This is a genomic window from Leptolyngbya sp. Cla-17, from assembly GCF_016807185.1.
Taxonomy (GTDB): domain Bacteria; phylum Cyanobacteriota; class Cyanobacteriia; order Leptolyngbyales; family Leptolyngbyaceae; genus ULC077BIN1.
This window is the reverse complement of record NZ_JAEVYN010000001.1, coordinates 1,775,171-1,795,401: the sequence shown is the minus strand read 5'-3', so window position 1 is coordinate 1,795,401 and position 20,231 is coordinate 1,775,171. Positions and strand designations below refer to the sequence as shown.

At 48.6% G+C, this 20,231-nt stretch carries 18 protein-coding genes; 7 read left to right on the top strand and 11 right to left on the bottom strand.

Annotation, left to right across the window (positions count from 1 at the left end; genetic code table 11):
* The first annotated feature begins 39 nt into the window (after positions 1-39).
* From JOY44_RS08090 to JOY44_RS08080, 3 genes are all read left to right on the top strand, one after another.
* Positions 40-528, top strand: a complete 489-nt coding sequence (locus JOY44_RS08090) for a thiol-disulfide oxidoreductase DCC family protein (protein ID WP_171573101.1) — start codon at positions 40-42, stop codon at positions 526-528.
* Between the two features lie 179 nt (positions 529-707).
* On the top strand, positions 708-1,448 hold the full coding sequence (locus tag JOY44_RS08085; RefSeq protein WP_171573100.1) for a DUF928 domain-containing protein: 741 nt from the start codon (positions 708-710) through the stop codon (positions 1,446-1,448).
* Between the two features lie 50 nt (positions 1,449-1,498).
* Positions 1,499-6,292, top strand: a complete 4,794-nt coding sequence (locus JOY44_RS08080; RefSeq protein ID WP_197985061.1) for a CHAT domain-containing protein — start codon at positions 1,499-1,501, stop codon at positions 6,290-6,292.
* A gap of 5 nt (positions 6,293-6,297) precedes the next feature.
* On the opposite strand, the gene JOY44_RS08075 is transcribed toward JOY44_RS08080, so the two are convergent.
* A complete protein-coding gene (locus JOY44_RS08075) occupies positions 6,298-9,054 on the bottom strand; it encodes an AAA family ATPase (RefSeq protein WP_171573099.1) in 2,757 nt (918 codons plus the stop codon).
* 208 nt (positions 9,055-9,262) lie between these two features.
* On the opposite strand from JOY44_RS08075, the gene JOY44_RS08070 reads away from it, so the two are divergent.
* Complete coding sequence (locus JOY44_RS08070) at positions 9,263-9,928, top strand: L,D-transpeptidase (protein ID WP_171573098.1); 666 nt, start codon at positions 9,263-9,265, stop codon at positions 9,926-9,928.
* 76 nt (positions 9,929-10,004) lie between these two features.
* Here JOY44_RS08070 and JOY44_RS08065 read toward each other — a convergent pair whose 3' ends face one another.
* Entirely contained in the window at positions 10,005-10,556 is a 552-nt protein-coding gene (locus JOY44_RS08065; protein WP_171573097.1) for a late competence development ComFB family protein, read from the bottom strand.
* Between the two features lie 116 nt (positions 10,557-10,672).
* Positions 10,673-11,461, bottom strand: coding sequence for a M23 family metallopeptidase (locus JOY44_RS08060; RefSeq protein ID WP_245404907.1), 789 nt, complete (start codon positions 11,459-11,461; stop codon positions 10,673-10,675).
* A gap of 216 nt (positions 11,462-11,677) precedes the next feature.
* Here JOY44_RS08060 and JOY44_RS08055 point away from each other — a divergent pair, with 216 nt between their 5' ends.
* The gene (locus tag JOY44_RS08055; RefSeq protein WP_197985060.1) at positions 11,678-12,103 is read left to right on the top strand and encodes a gamma-glutamylcyclotransferase; all 426 of its coding nucleotides are present in this window, start codon (positions 11,678-11,680) and stop codon (positions 12,101-12,103) included.
* Between the two features lie 53 nt (positions 12,104-12,156).
* Here the strand turns inward: JOY44_RS08055 and JOY44_RS08050 are convergent, their stop codons facing one another.
* From JOY44_RS08050 to JOY44_RS08025, 6 genes are all read right to left on the bottom strand, one after another.
* Entirely contained in the window at positions 12,157-12,744 is a 588-nt protein-coding gene (locus JOY44_RS08050; protein WP_197985059.1) for an anti-sigma factor family protein, read from the bottom strand.
* Between the two features lie 174 nt (positions 12,745-12,918).
* Positions 12,919-13,578, bottom strand: a complete 660-nt coding sequence (locus JOY44_RS08045) for a sigma-70 family RNA polymerase sigma factor (RefSeq protein ID WP_171573095.1) — start codon at positions 13,576-13,578, stop codon at positions 12,919-12,921.
* A gap of 15 nt (positions 13,579-13,593) precedes the next feature.
* Positions 13,594-13,788 carry a hypothetical protein gene (locus JOY44_RS08040; RefSeq protein WP_171573094.1) on the bottom strand — a complete coding sequence of 65 codons (195 nt, stop codon included), beginning with the start codon at positions 13,786-13,788 and terminating at the stop codon, positions 13,594-13,596.
* 279 nt (positions 13,789-14,067) lie between these two features.
* Positions 14,068-15,717 carry a sensor histidine kinase gene (locus JOY44_RS08035; protein WP_171573093.1) on the bottom strand — a complete coding sequence of 550 codons (1,650 nt, stop codon included), beginning with the start codon at positions 15,715-15,717 and terminating at the stop codon, positions 14,068-14,070.
* Between the two features lie 188 nt (positions 15,718-15,905).
* A complete protein-coding gene (locus JOY44_RS08030; protein ID WP_171573092.1) occupies positions 15,906-16,397 on the bottom strand; it encodes a YajQ family cyclic di-GMP-binding protein in 492 nt (163 codons plus the stop codon).
* Positions 16,398-16,626: 229 nt separating this feature from the next.
* Positions 16,627-17,067 (bottom strand): peptidylprolyl isomerase, encoded by a 441-nt coding sequence (locus tag JOY44_RS08025; RefSeq protein WP_171573091.1) that lies wholly within the window; start codon positions 17,065-17,067, stop codon positions 16,627-16,629.
* Between the two features lie 116 nt (positions 17,068-17,183).
* On the opposite strand from JOY44_RS08025, the gene JOY44_RS08020 reads away from it, so the two are divergent.
* A complete protein-coding gene (locus JOY44_RS08020) occupies positions 17,184-17,798 on the top strand; it encodes an N-methyl-D-aspartate receptor NMDAR2C subunit (protein ID WP_171573090.1) in 615 nt (204 codons plus the stop codon).
* 40 nt (positions 17,799-17,838) lie between these two features.
* On the opposite strand, the gene JOY44_RS08015 is transcribed toward JOY44_RS08020, so the two are convergent.
* Together JOY44_RS08015 and JOY44_RS08010 are read right to left on the bottom strand one after the other, a co-directional pair.
* Positions 17,839-18,306, bottom strand: coding sequence for a TspO/MBR family protein (locus tag JOY44_RS08015; protein WP_171573089.1), 468 nt, complete (start codon positions 18,304-18,306; stop codon positions 17,839-17,841).
* Between the two features lie 174 nt (positions 18,307-18,480).
* Entirely contained in the window at positions 18,481-19,422 is a 942-nt protein-coding gene (locus tag JOY44_RS08010) for a nucleoside hydrolase (protein WP_197985058.1), read from the bottom strand.
* Between the two features lie 304 nt (positions 19,423-19,726).
* Between JOY44_RS08010 and JOY44_RS08005 the strand changes: the two genes are divergently transcribed.
* Positions 19,727-20,122: a hypothetical protein gene (locus JOY44_RS08005; RefSeq protein WP_171573088.1), complete on the top strand. Its 396-nt coding sequence runs from the start codon at positions 19,727-19,729 to the stop codon at positions 20,120-20,122.
* Positions 20,123-20,231 lie beyond the last annotated feature (109 nt).

Here is a 20,231-nt window from a genome sequence, read left to right as displayed (position 1 = left end):
ATTTTTTGTTTCTCATTTGGACTAGGTTGGAAACGCGCTATGGCTTCATCAAAGACCTCTTATGACACAACTAAAGTCACTCAAACTGCTGCGGATGCCTCATCAAGCTGGAAAATCAAGTTACTTTACGATGGTGAATGTCCATTGTGTATGCGTGAAGTGAATTTTTTGCAAAAACGCGATGCGGGTCGAGAACTGGTGGCATTTGTGGATATTGCTGCCGATGATTACACCGCAGAAGCAAATGGTGGCGTGGATTTTGAAACTGCAATGGGGCGCATTCATGCGGTTTTGCCGGATGGCACTGTCGTTCAGAAGGTAGAGGTGTTTCGTCGCGTGTATGAGGTGTTGGGGATGGGCCGGATTTACGCCATCACTAAACTCCCTATCATTGGCTGGTTGGCAGACGCTTTGTATGATTTTTGGGCAGATCGCCGACTTTTCCTGACTGGTCGCTCTATGGCAACGGTTTTAGCTGAGCGTCAGCAGCAACGTGAGTGCAATCAAGAGGGTCGCTGTCGATTGTAGGAACGGGTGGAACATAATAGAGCAGGGATAGTCATTTCAATCAGTAATACTGTGCTTCGGGTGCTTCTATATAGTCCCGACTGTCAGGAATCTTATTAGGAATCGCTGAATTTATTACTGAACTGTGTTTAGCTAGCTAGCTTTTCATCCCTATCTGAGTGTTTTTAGGACTATTCTCTATGGTTCGCCCTATTGTCGATAGAAAATCCATTACAGCGTCGATGGCATTGGTGATGGGGCTGGCGATCGCGATTTCGCCCCTTGTTGCCCTAGCCCAACAGTACACGCCTCCTAAGCGTGGCATTCCTGGGCGACGAGAAGGGGCAGGAACCCGTAGTCCAGGCAGTTGTGTTTCTAGCAAAAAATCACTGACAGCTTTATCTCCAACGGATAGTTTTAGCACTACCACTTCTCCAACCCCAACGCTGTTTTGGTATATTCCTAAAACGAAAGCTGAGATGGGGGAGCTACGAATTACAGACGACAGCGATAAAGATATCTACAGCGCTGTGATTCCGTTGAAAGGTGGATCAGAGGTCATGAGTCACTCAGTACCTAAGTCGGTGACAAAGGATATGGAGGCTGGAAAAGATTATCGCTGGCAGTTTGCGTTAATTTGTGACGCTGACCAGCCGTCCATGAATCCGTTTGTGGAAGGAATTGTGCAGCGAGTGAAAGTCACTGGGGCGCTGAGCATGGCGTTGGAAAAGGCATTTGATGTCCGCGATCGCGCTTCGATCTACGCATCTTCTGGCATTTGGCAAGATGCAATCTCCACTCTGGCACAAGAACGCTGTATCCAACCCAAGGATTCAGCTTTGCTCAGTAGTTGGAACACGCTGCTAAAATCGGTGCGATTGGAAGCCTTTGCTCAAGAACCCCTAAGCCGAACCTGCACCACGATTGGCGTGAAACAATAAGATGTATAGGTATTAAGATTTCCGGCTAAACGACCATCCAGTTTTCAAGGGTGTCACAACGTTCACAGCAGTTAGGCAACGGTATGCACCCTCATGTTTCGCTTGTTATTACTACCTACAACCGGGAAGCATTTTTAGACAGCGCGATCGCTAGCGTTTTGCAGCAGACTTACAGAGATTTTGAGCTATTAATTTGGGATGATGGCTCCACAGATGGCTCTTTTGAACTTGCGCAGGCTTACGCTGAGCGAGATCGCCGAGTGCGCGTTGTTAAAACTGAAAATCGAGGACGCGTGGCAGCGCTAAAAGCTGCTGTTGCGCATACCACGGGAACCTATCTCGGCTGGGTCGATAGTGATGATTGGTTGGCCCCCAGTGCTCTGGAGAAAACGATCGCTGTTCTAGCCGCAGATTCCAATGTTGGCATGGTTTATACCGACTATATGGATGTAAATGAGCAGGGTCAACTACTGCAACTGGGGCATCGCTGTCGTGTACCCTACTCGAAAGATCGGCTGCTGGTCGAGTTTATGACCTTTCACTTTCGCTTGCTGCGGCGATCGCTTTATGAACAAGTCGGCGGCATTGATAGCTCCCTTGATTTTGTGGAAGATTATGACCTCTGCCTACGCTTGTCTGAAGTCACCCAAATTCGCCATGTTCGAGAGCCGCTCTATTACTATCGTATCCACACTGGCAACGCTTCTCAACAACTCAATCTAGAGCAAATTCTACGCAGTAGAGTTGTTATCCAACAAGCATTGCGGCGGCGCAGGATGACCCAAACTCATGAACTTGAGGTGGAACTGTCTGCCGGACGCTTTACCCTACGGCGCAAATCTTCCCTCTCAAAATCTTGGATTCAACTGGCTCAACTACTAGCAGTGTTTCCAGCCATAGCAGGCATTGACACCGTTGCTCAGGCGCAAATTGCTCCTGCTGCCGATGGCACGAATACGATTGTTATCCCTGCTGGCAACCGTTTTGATATTGGTGGCGGCACTTTGTCGGGCGATCGCGCCAACTTGTTTCACAGCTTCGAGCAATTTGGACTCAATCAAGGACAGATTGCCAACTTTCTTGCCAATCCTCAACTGCGAAATATCTTGGGGCGTGTGGTTGGCAATAACCCTTCAGTGATTAACGGGCTGATTCAAGTCAGCGGTGGCACACCCAATCTATTTTTGCTCAACCCGGCTGGCATTATTTTTGGTACGAATGCCAGTCTCAATGTGCCTGCTGCGTTTACTGCAACCACGGCCAACGCGATCGGTTTTGGCAATGGAGTTGTGTTTCAAGCAAGTGGTGTAAATGATTACGCGAACTTAATTGGCAATCCCAATAGCTTTGCGTTTTCTGCGATCGCGCCTGGGTCAATTATTAACGCCGGAAATCTGGCAGTGGGGCAGGGGCAAAGCATTACACTTCTAGGCGGCACAGTTGTTAATACGGGCACCCTCTCTGCACCAGATGGCACTATCACGATCGCCGCCGTACCCGGAGAAAATCTGGTACGCCTCAGTCAGCCAGGGAGTTTACTCAATCTAGAATTTCAGCCGCTTGCGGCCTCCGCTCCCCTTAGCTCCCCTGCGCCCACACTGCCCCAACTCCTCACCGGCGGCAACCTCAGCAACGCCACCGGACTCACCGTTAAACCGGATGGTTCAGTCCAATTGACCAATTCTGGTGTCACCCTTCCCACCACCATCGGAACCGCGATTGTCAGTGGTCAAGTGTCTGTTACGAATACTCAAGCTCCTAGCTCCCAATCCCTCAGTCCTTCTATTACCGTTGTGGGTAGCAAAGTTGGCTTGGTTAATGCCAACCTTGATGCGTCAGGACTGAATAGTGGCGGCACCGTTCGTATTGGCGGTGACTATCAAGGCGGCAACACCTTACCCACTGCCAGCCAAAGCTACATCAGTGCTGACTCCACTCTCAAAGCCGATGCTGGAGAACGGGGTAATGGGGGCAGAGTGATTGTCTGGGCAGATCAATCCACTCAGTTTGGTGGCAAGATTACGGCTCGTGGTGGCGCGACAAGCGGCAATGGTGGCCTTGTGGAAGTATCGGGCAAGGAGAAATTGCAGTATCGAGGTTCAGTAGATACTTCTGCTGCAAACGGCAACATGGGCACACTACTGCTCGATCCCCTAAATATCACCATCGTTAACGGTAGTGGCGCACCTGATGATGCCCAACTAGCAGACAACCAAATTTTGGCGGACGATGGTGGTACTGATTCCTTCACTATTTCAGAACTTACATTAGAAGGGTTGCTGGGCGGCGCAAATGTGATTTTGCAAGCCACAAATGACATAACGCTTAATGATTTGGTTGATAACACGCTAGCTTTTGCTGCGGGTGCAGGAAGCATTACTTTTCAGGCGGGGGGAGCCATTAGAATGCTAGACCCCAACGACACGATTGATGCCCCAGCCAGAGATATTACGTTTATTGGGAGAAGCCTTTCCTTAGGCAACATTGATACTACTTCTGCTGTATTCCCTCTAGGGCGGGGAGGAAATATTACATTACAGGCAACGGGCAGCATTGCAGCAGGTGACCTAATTGGCAATGGCTATAGCATCAGTGCGCCTCAAATAGGGGGGGCTATCAGTGCTAGTAGCACTACAGGATCTATTTCAGTTCGCGCAATTCAATCTTCAGTAGCTGCCGGATCGGATGGTTCAGTTTCGGGTAACACCGTTGCCTTGATCACCGGCAGTACCGGGGGTGACATTAGCTTTCAAAGTATCGATACTCGTGGTGCTGCGTCTGTAGGATCACGAGGAGGCGATGTCATCATCTCTGCGACGGGGCAGGTGAGAGGAACGGGGCAAGTTGCCACTTCACCAGGCAATACGATTGTGACCAGCGGGGCAGGGGGAGAAACCAGCGGCGCGATTCGTATTACCCACGATGGCGGGCCCACTAACCAACCCTTCACAGTACAGAATGGTGCTGTTACTGCCACTAGCGGCAACGGCACGGCATTTGCTCTCAATGCTATTGATCCAAGTGCCGCAGATGCGCTGATTTCTGGTCAAACCTTTGGCTTTTCTCCGGCTCCTTTTACAACATCTAGCGGCAAAATTCAGATTACCTTCAACAACGATACGCCGACGCTGAATCCGATCGCACCTCTACCTGCCACAACGGTTGATCAACCGTCGAATTTTTCAGTTGCATCTCTGGGTTTGGTTCCTGCCGACCTGAATGCTGATAGCCTGTCTATTCGGGTGGCAGAGATTGCTCCAGGGGCTATCCTCCAAATTAATGGGGTCAACGCAGTGCCAGGGGCAATTATTTTACCGAATGCGACGTTGCAGTATACTCCGCCAGCCGGATTTGTTGGGGTGCTTAGCAATGCATTTTCGGTGACGGTTGATGATGTGATTTCGGTCTCTGCGCCACGGGCGATCGCGCTGGATGTTCGTTCAAACGTTCGCGTTCGCCCAATCGATCGCGTTCGCCCAATCGATGTTCCCAATATCTGCGTATTGACGACATGCCAAGTACTCGATCCCAAATTCGATAATCCTTCTGTGCCTGAGTTTGCGCTGGAGGGCAACACACCTGAACAGCGTTTTACAGATGCATTTTCGGTTTACTTGGGTCTGCCTGAAACGGCAACGAAATCCATTGATCAGCAAAAGGAAATTGCCCAAACGATTGAGCGCGAAACGGGAGCAAAACCTGCTTTTATCTACATTAGCTTTGTGCCGGAATCTTTGAAGGCGTCAGATGTGGCAGGTTTAAGCGGTATTGGGGGCAGTGCGGTCGACCGCGATCGCGATACCGATCAGCTTGAAATTTTGGTGGTGACTGCAAAAGGCGATGTGATACGGCGACGGATTCCAGTGGCAACCCGTGACAAGGTACTGGTTTTAGCACAGGCGTTTCGGCTGGAAGTATCTGATCCCCGCAAAACTCGATCTAAGCGCTATTTAGAAATGGGGCAGCAGCTTTATGGCTGGTTAGTCGCTCCCATGATCGAGCAACTCCAGTTTCGTAAAATTACCAATTTGGTGTTTCTAATGGATGCCGGATTGCGATCGCTCCCGGTTGCTGCACTGCACGATGGACAAAATTTTTTGGTAGAAAACTACAGCATTGGCTTAATGCCAAGCCTTAGCCTGACGGATACGCGCTTTCAGAAGATTCAAGACTTTAAGCTTTTGGGTCTGGGAATTTCCGAAAGTACGGATGGACAACTTCCGCTGCCAGCGGTGCCAGTAGAAGTTTCGACCTTAGTCAATCAGCTTTGGTCGGGACGCTCCTTTTTAAATGAAACTGCCACTATCGAAACCCTTAAACTGGCTCGACAGCAGCAACCCTATGGAATTATTCATTTAGCCACCCACGCAAATTTTCAATCTGGCAGCATTGGCAACTCCTACATTCAGCTCTGGAACGAGCGGTTGCGGCTGGATCAGGTGCGTCAACTGGGCTGGAATAATCCACCTGTGGAATTGTTGGTGCTGAGTGCCTGTGCAACGGCGCTGGGCGATCGCGATGCCGAACTCGGTTTTGGCGGCATTGCGGTGCAATCTGGCGTGAAAACTGCCGTTGCAACTCTATGGGCAGTCAATGATGTGGCAACCACCGCGCTGATTGCCCGGTTTTATCGCGAGTTGCAATCGGCACCGATTAAAGCCGAAGCACTCCGGCAAGCTCAAATTGCCATGATTAAAGGGCAAATATCTATCGAAGAGAATCAAATTCGCGGCGCAAAAGAAACGCCGATTTTATTGCCAGAAGACACATTGACCACCCGTGATCGCGTCCTCAGTCATCCCTATTACTGGGCACCATTCACCATGGTCGGCAGCCCGTGGTAGAAAACTTATTCCCGCTCCACCAAAATGATATTTTCGGTGACTTTTTCAAAGGTGTCGTCGTGGCTAATGACAAATAGTTGGCGGAAGGTTTTGATGTTGGCGATCGCTTCTGCGAGTTGATCCCGGCGCATTCGATCCATGTTGGTGGTGGGTTCATCGAAAAAGGCGATATCAATGTCTGCCAGAATTTTGAGCAGCGCTAGCCGAACCGCGAGGGCAGCGCACATTTGTTCCCCACCGGACAGGTTTACAAAGCGGCGGGGATGCGCACCTTCCTGGATCACAATTTCATAATCCCGTGTCCATTGCAGGCTAACATTGGGGCGGTTGAGCAGTTCTCGCAGCAGTTTGTCGGCTTCACGAGAAATGCTGTGGATGTAGCGTTCGGTGATGCGGGGTCCGGCTTCTTTGTAAGCTTTCCGGGCGAATTTGATAAAGCGCTCAGTTTTCTTTTTCTGGTCTAAAGCGGTTTGGGCGATCGCCCGTTTTTGGCTTACGGCTTCCAGTTTGCTCAATTGCTGCTCCAGTTCTGCCAACAGTTTTAGCTCAACGGGCAGTAGGGCACCGAGGGCAACTTTTTGATCATTTGCGGATTGATAGGCCGCTTGCACGGTTTGAAAGTGGGTAGGGTCAAACGTTTGCTGGAGGCGATCGCGCTCTTCGGTGGCGCTGAGTGTGGTCTGCTCTAATTGTTGCAGGGCAGCGGCGATCTCCTCAACTTGCTGCTGTCTCTGTTTGCGCGTGTTTGCGAGTTCTCGCTGCGCCATATAGCTCTCGTAGGCAGCGCGATAAGTATCCTTGAGGGATTGTTGAGTCTGAACCTGGTCTGAAAGGGTGGCAAAGGCAGCGAGTTGAGTATTAATGTGGGCGATCGCGGCTTCTAAAGTGCTGAGGGCAGATCGAAGAGTGGTTGCTTCGGCCTGCACGGTTGCCGCCTGGTGCAATTCTTCTTGCCGCAGTTGAATCCGCCCCTTGGGATTATTAAGCGTCTCTAAGTCGGCGGCCAGGGTTGCCTGCTGCTGGCGCAATTCAGGTTCTGCGGCCAGGTGCGTTTGTAGCTCAACCAGACTGGCTTGCAAATCCGTTTGCTCCTGACCGAGTTCCGCTTGATCCGCTAAAAGCCGCTCCAGATTAGCAACTTGCGCCTGGTGCTGACGTGCCGATTGCAAGGACGCTTGAATCGTTTGCAACTGCTGTTCTAGTTTCGTGACGGCAGTTTGTTCTGCCAGATCGTTCAGGATAGTTTTCAAGGCAGCTATAAACTGCTGCTGGCAAACAGTGCCGCTTTGCAGCGTGGTTAAGATTTCTTCCAGAGAGGATGCCCAGAGTGGAACCGTTTGCTGGAGGTCTTTGAGCACGACGGTAGCATGTTGAACCTGGGTGATAAAGCGATCGCCAGCCTCCTGGGACTGGGTGAATAATTGCTGCAAATCGGCTTCAAACTGGCTGGCGGCGCTAATTCGGCTCAGATGTTGCTGTAGGCGCTGTTGCTGTTGCTCCAACATCGGAATTTCATCAACAGATAGCTGCAACTCTCGAAGGCGGGTAATGTCTTTGGCAAGTTGGGTTTGGCGAGTTTGAGTTTGTAACAGCCGTTTCTCTTGTTGCTGGAGGGTTTGCCGATGACTGAGGCAAACTTGCAATTGCTGATTGAGCAGGTGTTGTGTTTTTTCTAGCTCAATTTGGTGGTGAGCCAGAGGTTCTAGATGTTGAATCTCCTGATGGGCATTCGATAGGCGGGCAAGCTGTACGGTCACTTTAGCAAGGGCAGTTTGGCGATCGCTGCGTTGAGCTTCTTGTTGTCGCCGCTCCTTTTGAAGGACTTGTTCGGCTTGGCGCTGTTGCTCCAGATCGCGTAGGGCTGACTCCGCCGACAAAAAAGCCTGGTACGCTTCTCGCTGCGCGGTGCAGATCGCCACGGCGGATTCTGCCTGAGCAAGGTCATTGTGCGATCGCTGAAGCTGCAAAGATTGGGTCTGTAGCTGGATTGCCAATTGCTCTAGCTGAGTTTCCAACTGATGCGATCGCGTTGCCAAAGCTGCCAACGCTTCCTGCTCTTGCTTCAAATCAGTCAGTCGCCCTTCTGCCTGCAATAACTCGGCTTGCGCTTGGGAGATCGCGGTCTGTTGCTCTAACCGTCTTTGTTGCAACTCCTCTAACTGCTGCAACTCCTCGTCATAATGAGCGATTTCTCGCTCCAAAATTTCTACCTGGTTTTTGGCATATTTTTCCAGATCATTGAGATGTTTATAAGTCTGCTGATATTCCTCAACCTTGAGAATTTTGTCGAAAATCGGCTTACGTTTCTCTCGGGTCAGCAAAAAATCTGCGGTAAAGGTGCCCTGAGGAACGCCAATCGTGCTGGAAAAAAGCTGGCTCAAATCCGTGCCGGCTGCAACGCCTAAATGCTGCCGCAGCCAGGGCAGCACTTCCTCTTTAATTCGACTGTAGGGTAGGCGCTCATTTAGTTGAGGATCGTAAAGAGTGTAGCTTTTAGTTGTGCAGCGTTGAACTTCATAAGTGCGTCCATCGCGGGTAGAAACAAAGGTGACTCGCACTTGGGCGCTCGCCGTGCCGTTGCGAATCAGGTCATCTTTGTTGTAATCGCCAGAATAGTCGAACAGAACCCAGGCGATCGCTTCCAAAATACTAGTTTTGCCTGCGCCATTTTCGCCACAAATCGCATTGGTGCCCGGTTGAAAGGTGAAGTGGCGATCGCTATGGGATTTGAAATTGTTTAGCGTAACCGAAAGAATTTCCATAGACTATCCAAAACAGAAAACGCGATCGCTTATTCAGTAGTATAAATGCCCTATCCCCTAACCTCTGCCACTATTTTTTCAAGAATGATTGAGCCTACTAGCGCGATGAGATACTCTGGATCCAAGAGGTCTAGGAAAGTTTTAAGTCCAAAACGCTACTTGTCTGCATCTGCTCTCCTAATCCCTGCCCCATCCTCCTGCCACACGTATGCCTGTTAGACGCACAGACGATTCGATCGCGCGCAGCATCATGCTCCTTTGCATAGGAACAGCAGGAGTGTTGGCGTTGGCTCAATGGCAAATGATAGCAGGACGGTTTAATACTGACAGTTCTCAAATTGCTTCACTGCAAATGAGGGAGCGATCGCAGCAGTCGCTCGTTGTTTTAGAACAGTCTATTCAACCGCTTAGCAACCCCGATCCTCAATCTCCTGCCAATTCTACAATTACACCTTTAGAGTCAAAACCCAAAACTGCGGCAAAGACGGATGCTCGTGTGGTTGTGAGCTTGAGTAAAAGGCACGTTCAGGTTTATCAAGGGAGTCAATTATTGGATAAGTACGCGATCGCGGTTGCTAAACCAGGCTGGGAAACTCCAACGGGCACTTTTCAAGTTTTAGAGATGGAGCAAGATCCAACCTGGGTCCATCCTATTACTGGAATAGCTGTTCCACCGGGAAACAATAATCCTCTTGGTGCTGCGTGGATTGGATTTTTGTCTAATGAAGTAGGTGAAATTGGCTTTCATGGAACCAACCAGGAAGAACTAATTGGTGAAGCTGTTTCCCATGGCTGTCTGCGGATGCGAAACGAAGATGTGAAAGAACTCTACGCACACATCGCTAAGGGAACGCCAGTGATTGTTGAGCAGTAGAAAGCTAGGAGTTGAGAGTTAGGGAATACATGGTTCATTTATCTCCTGACTCCCACTTCTAGCCTCTATTTCTAGTCTAATTGGCAGGTCCTGTCGGTTGTTCATAGCCTGGGGCATAGGCTTGGAGTAAGGCGCTAACTTGAGTCAGTATTTCGTCACCAGAGCTTTTGCCAATCACCTGTCGTTCTGGGAAGAATTCAGGACGATCCAGATTACGAGCGATCGCTTCTCCAACTTGCTGAGCAATTAAGGCTTGCAGTTCTTCTTTTGCCCGCTGCCGTTGATAGTTTGCGCCTTCTTCCGTGGTGGCATACAGAGGCGGTAGACGGTTCAAACCGTAAGCGGCTATATCTCCCAAATCTAAGGTGCGATCGCTGGTGGCTTCAATTTCGGCAACACGGGCGATCGCCTCTGTTAGCACCAGTTCTTCCATCACATTGATAAACTGCTTCCGAGGTACAGCAACCACTTCCCCGGTCAAAAGCGCTCCCATCAAGCGATCTAACGCCATGTATTCTTCAATCGACAGTTCCGAGGCAGTATCACAGATGCGTCCCACCTCTGCCTCCATTGCTGGGGTCAGATACCCGTCTTGCAGAGCTTGTTCGACAATCTTTTCGATGCTCATAGAGCTTCCACACCTCTTCCCTGGCTTAAATTTAGTGATCTGCTTTAGTAGTCTTGAATAATGTTGCCCTAGATTGCGTCTAGTAGACCACTTTCATCAAAACCTTAAAGAACAAATTATTCAAATCCTACCTCACGCCATGGAGATGGATCGACTGATAAGCCATTAACATATAATCCCCAGTGTAAATGAGGTCCTGTTACTCCACCCGTTGCGCCCACGGCTCCAATCACCTGCCCTGATCGCACAAGATCTCCTTCTCTAACATTGATTCGGCTGAGGTGGAGATAAATAGTGGTGACTCCTTGTCCGTGGTCAATGCCGACCGTGTTGCCGTGAAGCTTGAATCCTTCACTGACTCGCCCCACAAGAGATACCCGTCCAGGAGCAGGAGCTACCACTGGAGAACCAGAAGCTCCTGCATAATCAATTCCACGATGGTAATAATCTTTGGCAAAAACCCCATTGTAGTAACGACGGATGCCATAGCTAGAAGTGATAGGTCCTTGATTGGGACGGCGAAAGGCACCCTGCCACATTTTTTCGGGAGTCACGAGTTTTTTAAAGGCATCCACGCGATCGAACTCCTGATCAGTGCCATCGCTGCCGCTGCCCGAAATCCGAATAGATTGGGTAGGAAATTTGCGATTGGCAAGTTTTACGGTAACTTCAGCGGTTTCGCCGCCGCCTGTAGCCCGAATCGTTAAAGTGCCCGGTTTATCAAGCGGAGTGGTGGGCACCAATGCCCGAAATTGATTAGCACCGCTCAAAAACGCTTGATAGGTCTGCTTGCCAACAGACACTTGAGGGGTTGCATTAATGCTGACATCGTCATATTGAGCAACAATTCGCAGCGTATCCCCTAGTTTGGGATTAGCTGGGGTGACCTTAATTTGCATCGCCATAACTGCGGAATTGGGAATGCAAGCGATCGCGCTTCCAAGGAGCAACCAGGATGTTACTCGTTTTGGTGTTGGAACAAGTGAGTGGTTAAAAGGGGTACTGAGATAATTTTTTTGCAGCCAGGGCTTCAAATGAAACACGAACATAAGCCAGTGTTGTGCAACTCATAAAAATCAACTCTGTCAAGAGTAACGCTCAATCGCTTCTATTTTCTACTCATGATCAAAGTCTTTGTGTATGGAACACTCAAACCTGGAGAAATAAACTACTTCATATGCGATCGCTGGGTAACAGAATCCTGTCCTGCGATCGCTGTAGGGAGCGTTTATCACCTTCCCTTTGGTTATCCTGCAATGGTTGCGAATGGCAATGGCATTGCGCATGGAGTGGTGCTATCGTTTGCGGACTCCACCATCTTGCAGAAATTGGATGAATTTGAGCAACATGATCCCGATGTGTTTCAATACCATTGCCCTACACTGTCCCTAGATGCTCACCAATATCAACGACAGGCGATCGCAGTTTTTAACCCAGACGGTATTTCCCTGGGGGATGCCTGGGCTTACCTGATGACATCTACGCAGACACTACAGATGGGTGGCATTTTGGTGCCTGCGGGTCGGTGGAAAGGAACAATATTGTAGAGACGTATCAATTGGCCTGCACAAAAACGCATTGCAGTTAACCAACGGTGTGATTAACGAACGTCGCTATTTGAGTTTTGCGGCAGTGGGGAAGGCGATATGCCATCAGCCTGAGCAGCAACAGGAGTTTTAGAGATTGCAATCAAGGGTTGATCCAAAGCAATCAACAAGGGTTCTGGCTTAACAGCAGTTTGCGTTTGTGCTCCATCTCGTGACGATTGTGCCATTTGGAAGAACGGCGAGCGATCGCCCATCAAACTGGTGGAAACAGCTCCTACTGCAACGGCTGCGAGGGCAATGCCGCCCCAAATTGCAGAAAAGCGAGAACGACGGTCTACGCGGGCTAAAACGGCATCAACGGTCTGTTGAACGGCTTTCTCATTGGCTGTCGGAACGGGCATGGCCTGAAACGTCTGTCTCAGCTTAAGCAACCGGAAATGAAGCTTCTGCACGGTTGGGTCATTTGCTAACCATTCTTCCACCATGCGCCGTTCATCCGCAGTCACTTCGCCATCCATGTAAGCGCTCAGCATCTCAAATCGATCACGCTGTACCGCATCAAGCGATCGTGCTGGAACATTGAAATCATCAGCCCCTGAAGGCATTTGCTCGGAGTTTTGAGAGTCAAAATTAAATGTCATTGCAACATTACTTTATGTGTGAGGAGTACACCCAATGCTCAACTAAAGCATAGAGAATCTGTCTTAGAAAAACAAATTTCGTGAGGTAGATTGTGAAAGGCTCAGTTTAATAAAGGCTGACATTCACTTGCTGATTAAGGTTTTTTAAATGAGTGCAATTGCTTAAAGCACTTGCTAGTTGCCATCTAAATAGCCTTGCAGTTGAGTTTGCAGTCTTAAACGCGCCCTAGCAATTCTAGATTTGACTGTACCGAGGGAGACACCCGTAATTTCGGCGATTTCTTCGTATGCCAGACCTTGAATTTCGCGTAGCACAATGGTTGTGCGGAACGCTTCTGGCAAGTCCGCGATCGCGGTTTGCAACTGATCATAAAACTCCTGGGAAGTTAAATCTTCCTCTGGTCCAGGAGCCTCCGACGCAACATCCCAACTCATCTCCCCATCTTCCATTGAGCGCGGTGCGTCCAGGGATAGGGGTGCAGCATGGCGTTTGCGCTTGCGCAACTCATCGTAAAACAAGTTGGTGGCAATGCGACTCAGCCAGCCCCGAAACTTATCCGGTTCTTGCAATCGCTTAACATTGCGATACACTCGAATCCAAACTTCCTGCGCCAAGTCTGACCGATCTTGCCAATCAGGAGCCAAATGATATAGCACCCGATCAACATGAGATTGGTATCGCCGCATGAGTTCTGCAAAGGCAGCCTTATCAGGAGAATGATTGGCTTGACACTGCAGAATTAAATCGTAGTTAGAGAGTTTGTCTGCTTGCACTGGCACCTGGGTAGATGTAGGTTCCACCGATGACCAGGATAGCCGAAGTGAGTGATTCATGAACGGAACTTTACTCTAGTAGACATTCCATTTCTTACGACGGTCTGTTGTAAAGAAGGTTCCTGCGGAAGAATTGGAATTATTTTCTGCCTCGGCACTCGTCATGGCTGCCTGTGGGACAGTGGATTGAGTGGTGGAAGATTTTTCAAGCCCAAGGAAAAAGTTGAGGGAGAAGGTCAGCGCGATCGCCACAATTAATTTATTGACCATTACGAGTTCTCCTAAGCGTTCGTTCGTCCTGAAAGCAATTTAGTGAGGGTTGCTAATTAAATGGGATGATCGCGTAGACAGACAAATTGATCTATGCGATCGTTTTGCTTTTAGAATGCCCATTCATTGAGACTTAAAGCTAGGAGAACTATCAAGATTGTGTGAGGAATAGGAACTCTGGAATCAATTTTTATCCGCAATATTACCTGTAGGAGCTTTTCACAGGATGACCCGATAAAGTCCTACAGACGTGGCAGATATTGGTTGAAAGGGGATGAGTTAAATCGTAATGATTGTGCTGCTTTCTAGGGGCGATCGCTCCATTTCTAGGGGCAGATAAACGGTCATAATTTCCCCGGCTTTAGGGCGTTGTTTGACTGTTAGCTTGCCACCGATCGCCTGAAACAAACTTTTCGTTACCGCTAGGGTGAGGCTAAGGCTACCTGTGTCTGGTTGAAACATCAGCATATGTCCAATGGATTTAGGCGAAGGTTTAGGTAACGACGTGCCAAACAGCCCCTTACACTTAACCTGACTTGCGGTATCTAACAGGGATTGTAGCTGTAGTTTAAGCTGATCTCCTGCCAGGGTCACATCTACTTGAATATGGCTGCCAGCAGGCAAATTGCGGGTAAAGCGCTCGATTAAGCTGGTGAGGACCTGTTCTAGCATGGTTGGATCGCTGACGACGGCTGGCATTGTTTCAGGAACAACGATGTCCAGGGTCATCTGACGTTGGCTGGCTTGTTGCTGCCAGCGGGGAATGCTTTGTTGAAACACATCGACTACAGAGGTGCGAATCAAAGACATTTGAGGTTGATGGGTGGTGGTAGTTTCCAATTCCATCGCTCGAAAGATCAGCCCAAATCGATCAATCTGTTCGCTGCATTCACGGTCGATGATGCTAAGCCGTTTCAACACATCGGGAGCTAGATCGAGGCGCTTGAGCAGCGATCGCGTCAAAGTGCGAATGGTAGTTAATGGGGTGCGAACTTCATGGGCGATCGCTTGCACCAATTCCACATCCAAATACTTTTCATCTAGTTCTGCTTGCACTGGAATCGTTTTATTACTGGAAGTATTCGACCAGGCAACATTTTGAGTAATTTCTTTTTTCAATGTCTCATTTGAGACATTGAACCCGGTTGCCTGAAAAATTGGCTCTGGCTGCTCATCTTCCGATGGTGGCAATTCCAACATCAACCGACTGAACTGCATCACCGTTTTATAATCTGGTGAAACGGGTGCAAACTGATGTATCAATTCATCCAGGTGATCGACTTGGTGAGAGGTCATCAGCAAAATGCGAGGGCGAATCGCTTCCCAAGCTTGCTGCACCACCTCTGGCACGAAGGAAAACAAAAAAGCAGGTTCTTGGGTCAGGGTTTCGCCCAATACCATGACTAAACTGAACCAAGGAGTTAGGACCAGACAAAACGGTTCTGCCGCTAGTGGATCGCCGGGTAGTAACGGCAGTATTGGCAGCGGATGGTCACTCGCAAGTGTTTCTGATTCTGCTGGAAGCAATTGAAACGGCATCCAGTGAGGCGAATCTAGGGAGGTTGCCGCCAGCGTGCGAGTTGCAAACTGCTTGACTACTTGAGGATGGTTGAAAATAGGGGTAGGACCGGACAAAATCACGCCAGAAATTGCTTGGTCGCCATTGCCATTCAACGTTCGAGCAACAGTTTGAGCAGCTGCATAGGCGGGAGTGTTTGGAATCGTCAGGTGATGTTGTAAAAGGACACTGAGCGCCGAGATCGCGCCATACCACTCGCGCTCTACCTTGAGTTGTTGCAAAGCTGCACGGCTATTGAAGCGCTGAGGGGGTTCAGGCTTTACATTACTTGCTGAGTCTGATGTGCCCATCCAGGTTGGATCATTCAGCGCTATCACTTCACTTAAAGTTGGCAACAACCACTTCGACACGCCCTTATCCCTCTTTAATCCGGTTTTGATCACTCATAAAGTAGGCTTGTTAAAGTTGCAAATCCCATCAAACTATTTTTCCTGAAGATAAAAATAAGTTGAATGGCGATCGCCTACTCATACGAAGTTAGCCGGAATTTCGGATAAGCGATAGTCGCCAAACCGAACCTTTAAGGTGGCAATTGCCGCTATCGGTAATTGGTAAATTGCAGAGGCGTTGGGTAATCTTCTTGCTTCAACCGCTGGATCACGTCTTGCAAGTCATCTTTAGACTTTGCTGTAACCCGCACTGCGTCTCCCTGAATCGATGCTTGAATTTTGCTAAACTCGTCGCGAATCAACTTAGAGATTTGCTTGGCAAGCTCTTGGGAAATTCCTTTTTTTAATTTCACTTCTTGCCGCACACGGGTACCGCTTGCGGATTCAACCTTGCCATAATCAAAAATTTTCAGGGATAGGTTGCGCTTAATCGCTTTAGTTTGAATCAGACCATTGACGGCATCCAAGGTAAAGTCGCTATCGGTGTTGATGGTGATTGCTTCTTCACCCAGTTCTACAGTGGTTTTAGTATCTTTTAAGTCATATCGGCTCTGAATTTCGCGGGTTGCCTGATCAAGGGCATTGACTAACTCTTGACGATCGAACTCGCTAACAATATCGAAAGAATAGTTTGCAGCCATCGGTGAATATCTAAATTGAGGGTTGAATCCTGTTCCTTAGCATAGTAAACGTAATCCTGACATGCCTTAGAAAAATTAATTCTCAAGTGCGATCGCGATCTTCGACAAATGACGAAAATTTTTCAGTAACAAATTCGTCCTATCAAAAACTTGCGTCTGGTTTTCCGTAGAGCGTTTTGCTCAACGCCCTACGAAGGCACCTATCAAAAACTTCCTATGGTAGAAAAGTTTACGCTTCGACTTTCACAGAAAGAATTTTGTCGTTTTGACGGATGGCATTCACAATATCCATATCTTCGGTTTTACCGAATACGGTATGTACGCCATCAAGATGCGATTGAGGCGAATGGCAGATAAAAAACTGACTGCCACCTGTGTCTTTTCCAGCGTGTGCCATGGAGAGTGAGCCTGCCTCGTGCAAATTAGAATTAATTTCGCACTTGATTTTGTAGCCCGGTCCGCCTGTTCCGGGTGTACCTGTTGCGCCGGGGCGAGTGTTGGGGCAGCCCCCTTGCACCATAAAGTTAGAGAGAACCCGATGAAAGGCTAGCCCGTCATAAAAGCCGCTGTTCGCTAGTTCAACAAAGTTTTTGACAGTATTGGGGGCATCTTTATCAAATAATTCTAGATGAATGGTGCCCTTGTCGGTTTCCATGGTTGCGCGAGTCATAACTATCTCCTAAGGACACAAATTGAAACTTTATAATCCTAACAGTGTTAAAGCGATCGCTTCGTCTATCCAATCGCCTATCCGCCAATTTCAAATAGCCTCTATGCAGGATGATAATGATTGCGATCGCGCACTGGCAGAAAACATGGCAACAACTTGGTGCTGAAGGCAACGTAGAGCTTTATGAGTTGATCTGTGCCCGGTATGCTGAACCCCATCGTAGATATCACACATTGCAACACTTAAATGAGTGTTTTAATCACTTTGAACAGATTCGGGAGCAGGCAACGCATCCACCGGAAGTGGAGCTTGCAATCTGGTTTCATGACGCAATCTATGAGTTAGCTAGCAAAGATAATGAGCAGAAAAGCGCTGAATGGGTAAGGACAAGCGTGATAGCTCATGGCTTACCTGAAGCAATTGGGGATCGTGTGTATTCGCTGATTATGGCAACGAAGCATGACGCGATACCTACGAGTCGAGATGCTGAAGTTCTAGTTGATGTGGACTTAGGGATTTTGGCGGCTGAGCCAGAACGGTTTGATGAATATGAGCAGCAAGTGCGGGCTGAATATAAATGGGTGCCAGAACTTATTTATCGACGTGAGCGGGGCAAGATTTTGAAAGGGTTGATGGGGCGATCGCAGATCTATTCAACCCCTCTATTCCAGGACCGATATGAAGCTAAAGCCCGACAAAACCTAATTCGCTCTTTGACTAAACTGACCTAAATCAATGAGGGGGAGCAATTCATATTAGGAACAACCTTGATTAATCGCCGTTTAGTTGATGCATTGCCCAGGTGGTATACGTGCCAATTGGACTCCAGAGTAAATAGGGCACCAGCAGCCAGAATGCCGTATTAGAAATGGGTTGCACCAAGAATGCCAAGATCAAGCCAATTATAAAACCGATACCACCAACGATCGTGCCTGCTTTGAGGTTGCGGAGGCGAATGGTAACAGGCGAGTAGGCAATGATGACAATCTCCAGCAATAGATAAAATGCCATCAACCACCAGGTTTGCTCGGTGCCAGGGTTCGATTCCCACACAAGATAAGCTGACCAAGCACCGCAGATCAGGATCACTGTCCAAATGACAGGAATCAGCGGTTCAAAAGTCAGCCATTTAGGTCGCCGTAATTGGCGAAACCAACGCATGTTGTTGCGTCCAAGAATATTTCCTGAAAAAGCAACCGCGATCGCCACCGCCCCAATTACCATCCACGACCTAATCATGCTCAATCCCCACATGCTCATGCGCTGGCAGAATACCAACGATCTACAAAAAATTATGGCAAGCGATCGCTTGTTTGCCATCAATCGTTAGTTGTATTCCACTCACCACACCGCAAACCACATCGATTGATCGGCTTTCAGTGCTGAAGAATACTTGCTCTGTAAGTCTCACCGCTACAGGCGCTTGAAATCCTCAATTAGGCTAGTGAAAAAGTTGGGAGCATCGACTTGAGTGGCAATCCAGGCGTTGGCTTCTGCTTTTGCTCCGTGCCGATTGTCTATTAATGTCTGCCCGCGAGTCCACAACCCTTGGGTTTCGATCTGCACCGTTGCTCGTCGCCAGAGGAAGGTTTCAGGGTAAAAGAGATAGCCTACCGTGGCGGCATCGTGAATTAAAAACCCTCGATCGCCCTGGGTTTCTCGATAGGTCAAGGCAGTGGAAATCATGAAACTACACAAAGCGTCGATGAACTGGGCGATCGCGCTATCTGGATTCGCCTGCCTGATCGTTTGTGCCATCGCTTCCGTAAAAATCAGCGATCGCGTCACATCCAACGGCACCATCACGATATCACTGCGGCTATTCAGCACCACTTGGGCGGCTTCTGGATGATAGGCAACATTAAACTCAGCGTGGGCTGTAACATTGCCAGCACACCCAAATGCACCGCCCATCAACACGATTTCTTTTGCCCGCTGCAAAATGCCAGGAGAGCGAGTTTCTGCGGCTGCCAGATTGGTGAAGGGGGCGATCGCTAAAATGGTGATCTCACCGGGCTGAGTCGTCAAGGCATCTATCAACACCTGATCTGAATCGTTTGCCAGCTCAAAAGAGCGATCACCCTCTGGCAAAGTCTGAGACAGATTACCCATACCATCGCTGCCGTGAATGTGAGCGGCATTGGTAGTTGCGTGATTTACTGCAACTGCACGCCCGATCTCAATTTCATCGAGTCCACCTAACTTCAAAATTTTGCTGGCAGCGGCAAACGTTTGCCTAGCAGAAACATTGCCTTCTGCCGTTGTTACGGCAACCAATTTAGCTACCCCCTGCTTGACTAGGCTCAGCAGCCATAGCAACGCAAAAATATCGTCGCCGCCGGGATCAGTATCCAAAATTATTTTAGGGATCAGTCTTTCCAAAGGTTTGTTCGACCGCTAAGTTGTTAGGTGGGACATATTTGGAAAGTTAGCGACTCATGTTAGGCATTGTGATTAACTCTACCTGCTATAGCGGTTCTTAATCTAGTGAGGTACAGATAAAAATCTGAAACCCCTACCCTGTCTTATCTGCGCCTCATGTTGAGAGGAGTCTCCAAATTGCTTATCGTGCTTCGCTAAATGCGGAATCCTGTAAAAAGTGAGTGTATCTAAACGTTGATCTGTCGTTGACAAAACACTAAGCTGCAAAGGAAAAAATATGCAAGTTCTTTTTCAAAAATTGCTGAAGCACTCTGATGGGTGGAATCAAACTCAAAAAGAGGCAATGGTGGATCTATGTCTCCTGGGTATGTACTCGGATGATTTGATTTCGTTAGCTGAACAAGATTTTATAGAAAACGAATCCACTCAGTTAAAGTGGGAGTCTGGCATCTCATTCAGTGGATATTTGCAAAGAACCATTCCAAAAATCAGGTCTGCGAAGGTTGACTCCCAAAAAGTGGAAGACCTGCTTCAGAACATTAGTGAACGCTTGGGCAGCGATGAATTAAAACGAAAAGCTAGCAGTGAGCTTGAGAAGTTGCTTGCAAGTGATGAAGTTGTCAAACTTGAGGAAGAATTCCTATCCAAAGTACAGAAGGTAATGGGTATTTAGCCTCGTAGTGTAGAAACGTCTTTTGCGTTCTCGCAAAAGTTATTTGGTATCGTTGAACCGAGTTCTTAGCAGCAGGGGCGGAGAAGGTTGAATGACGAACTCAACTCTT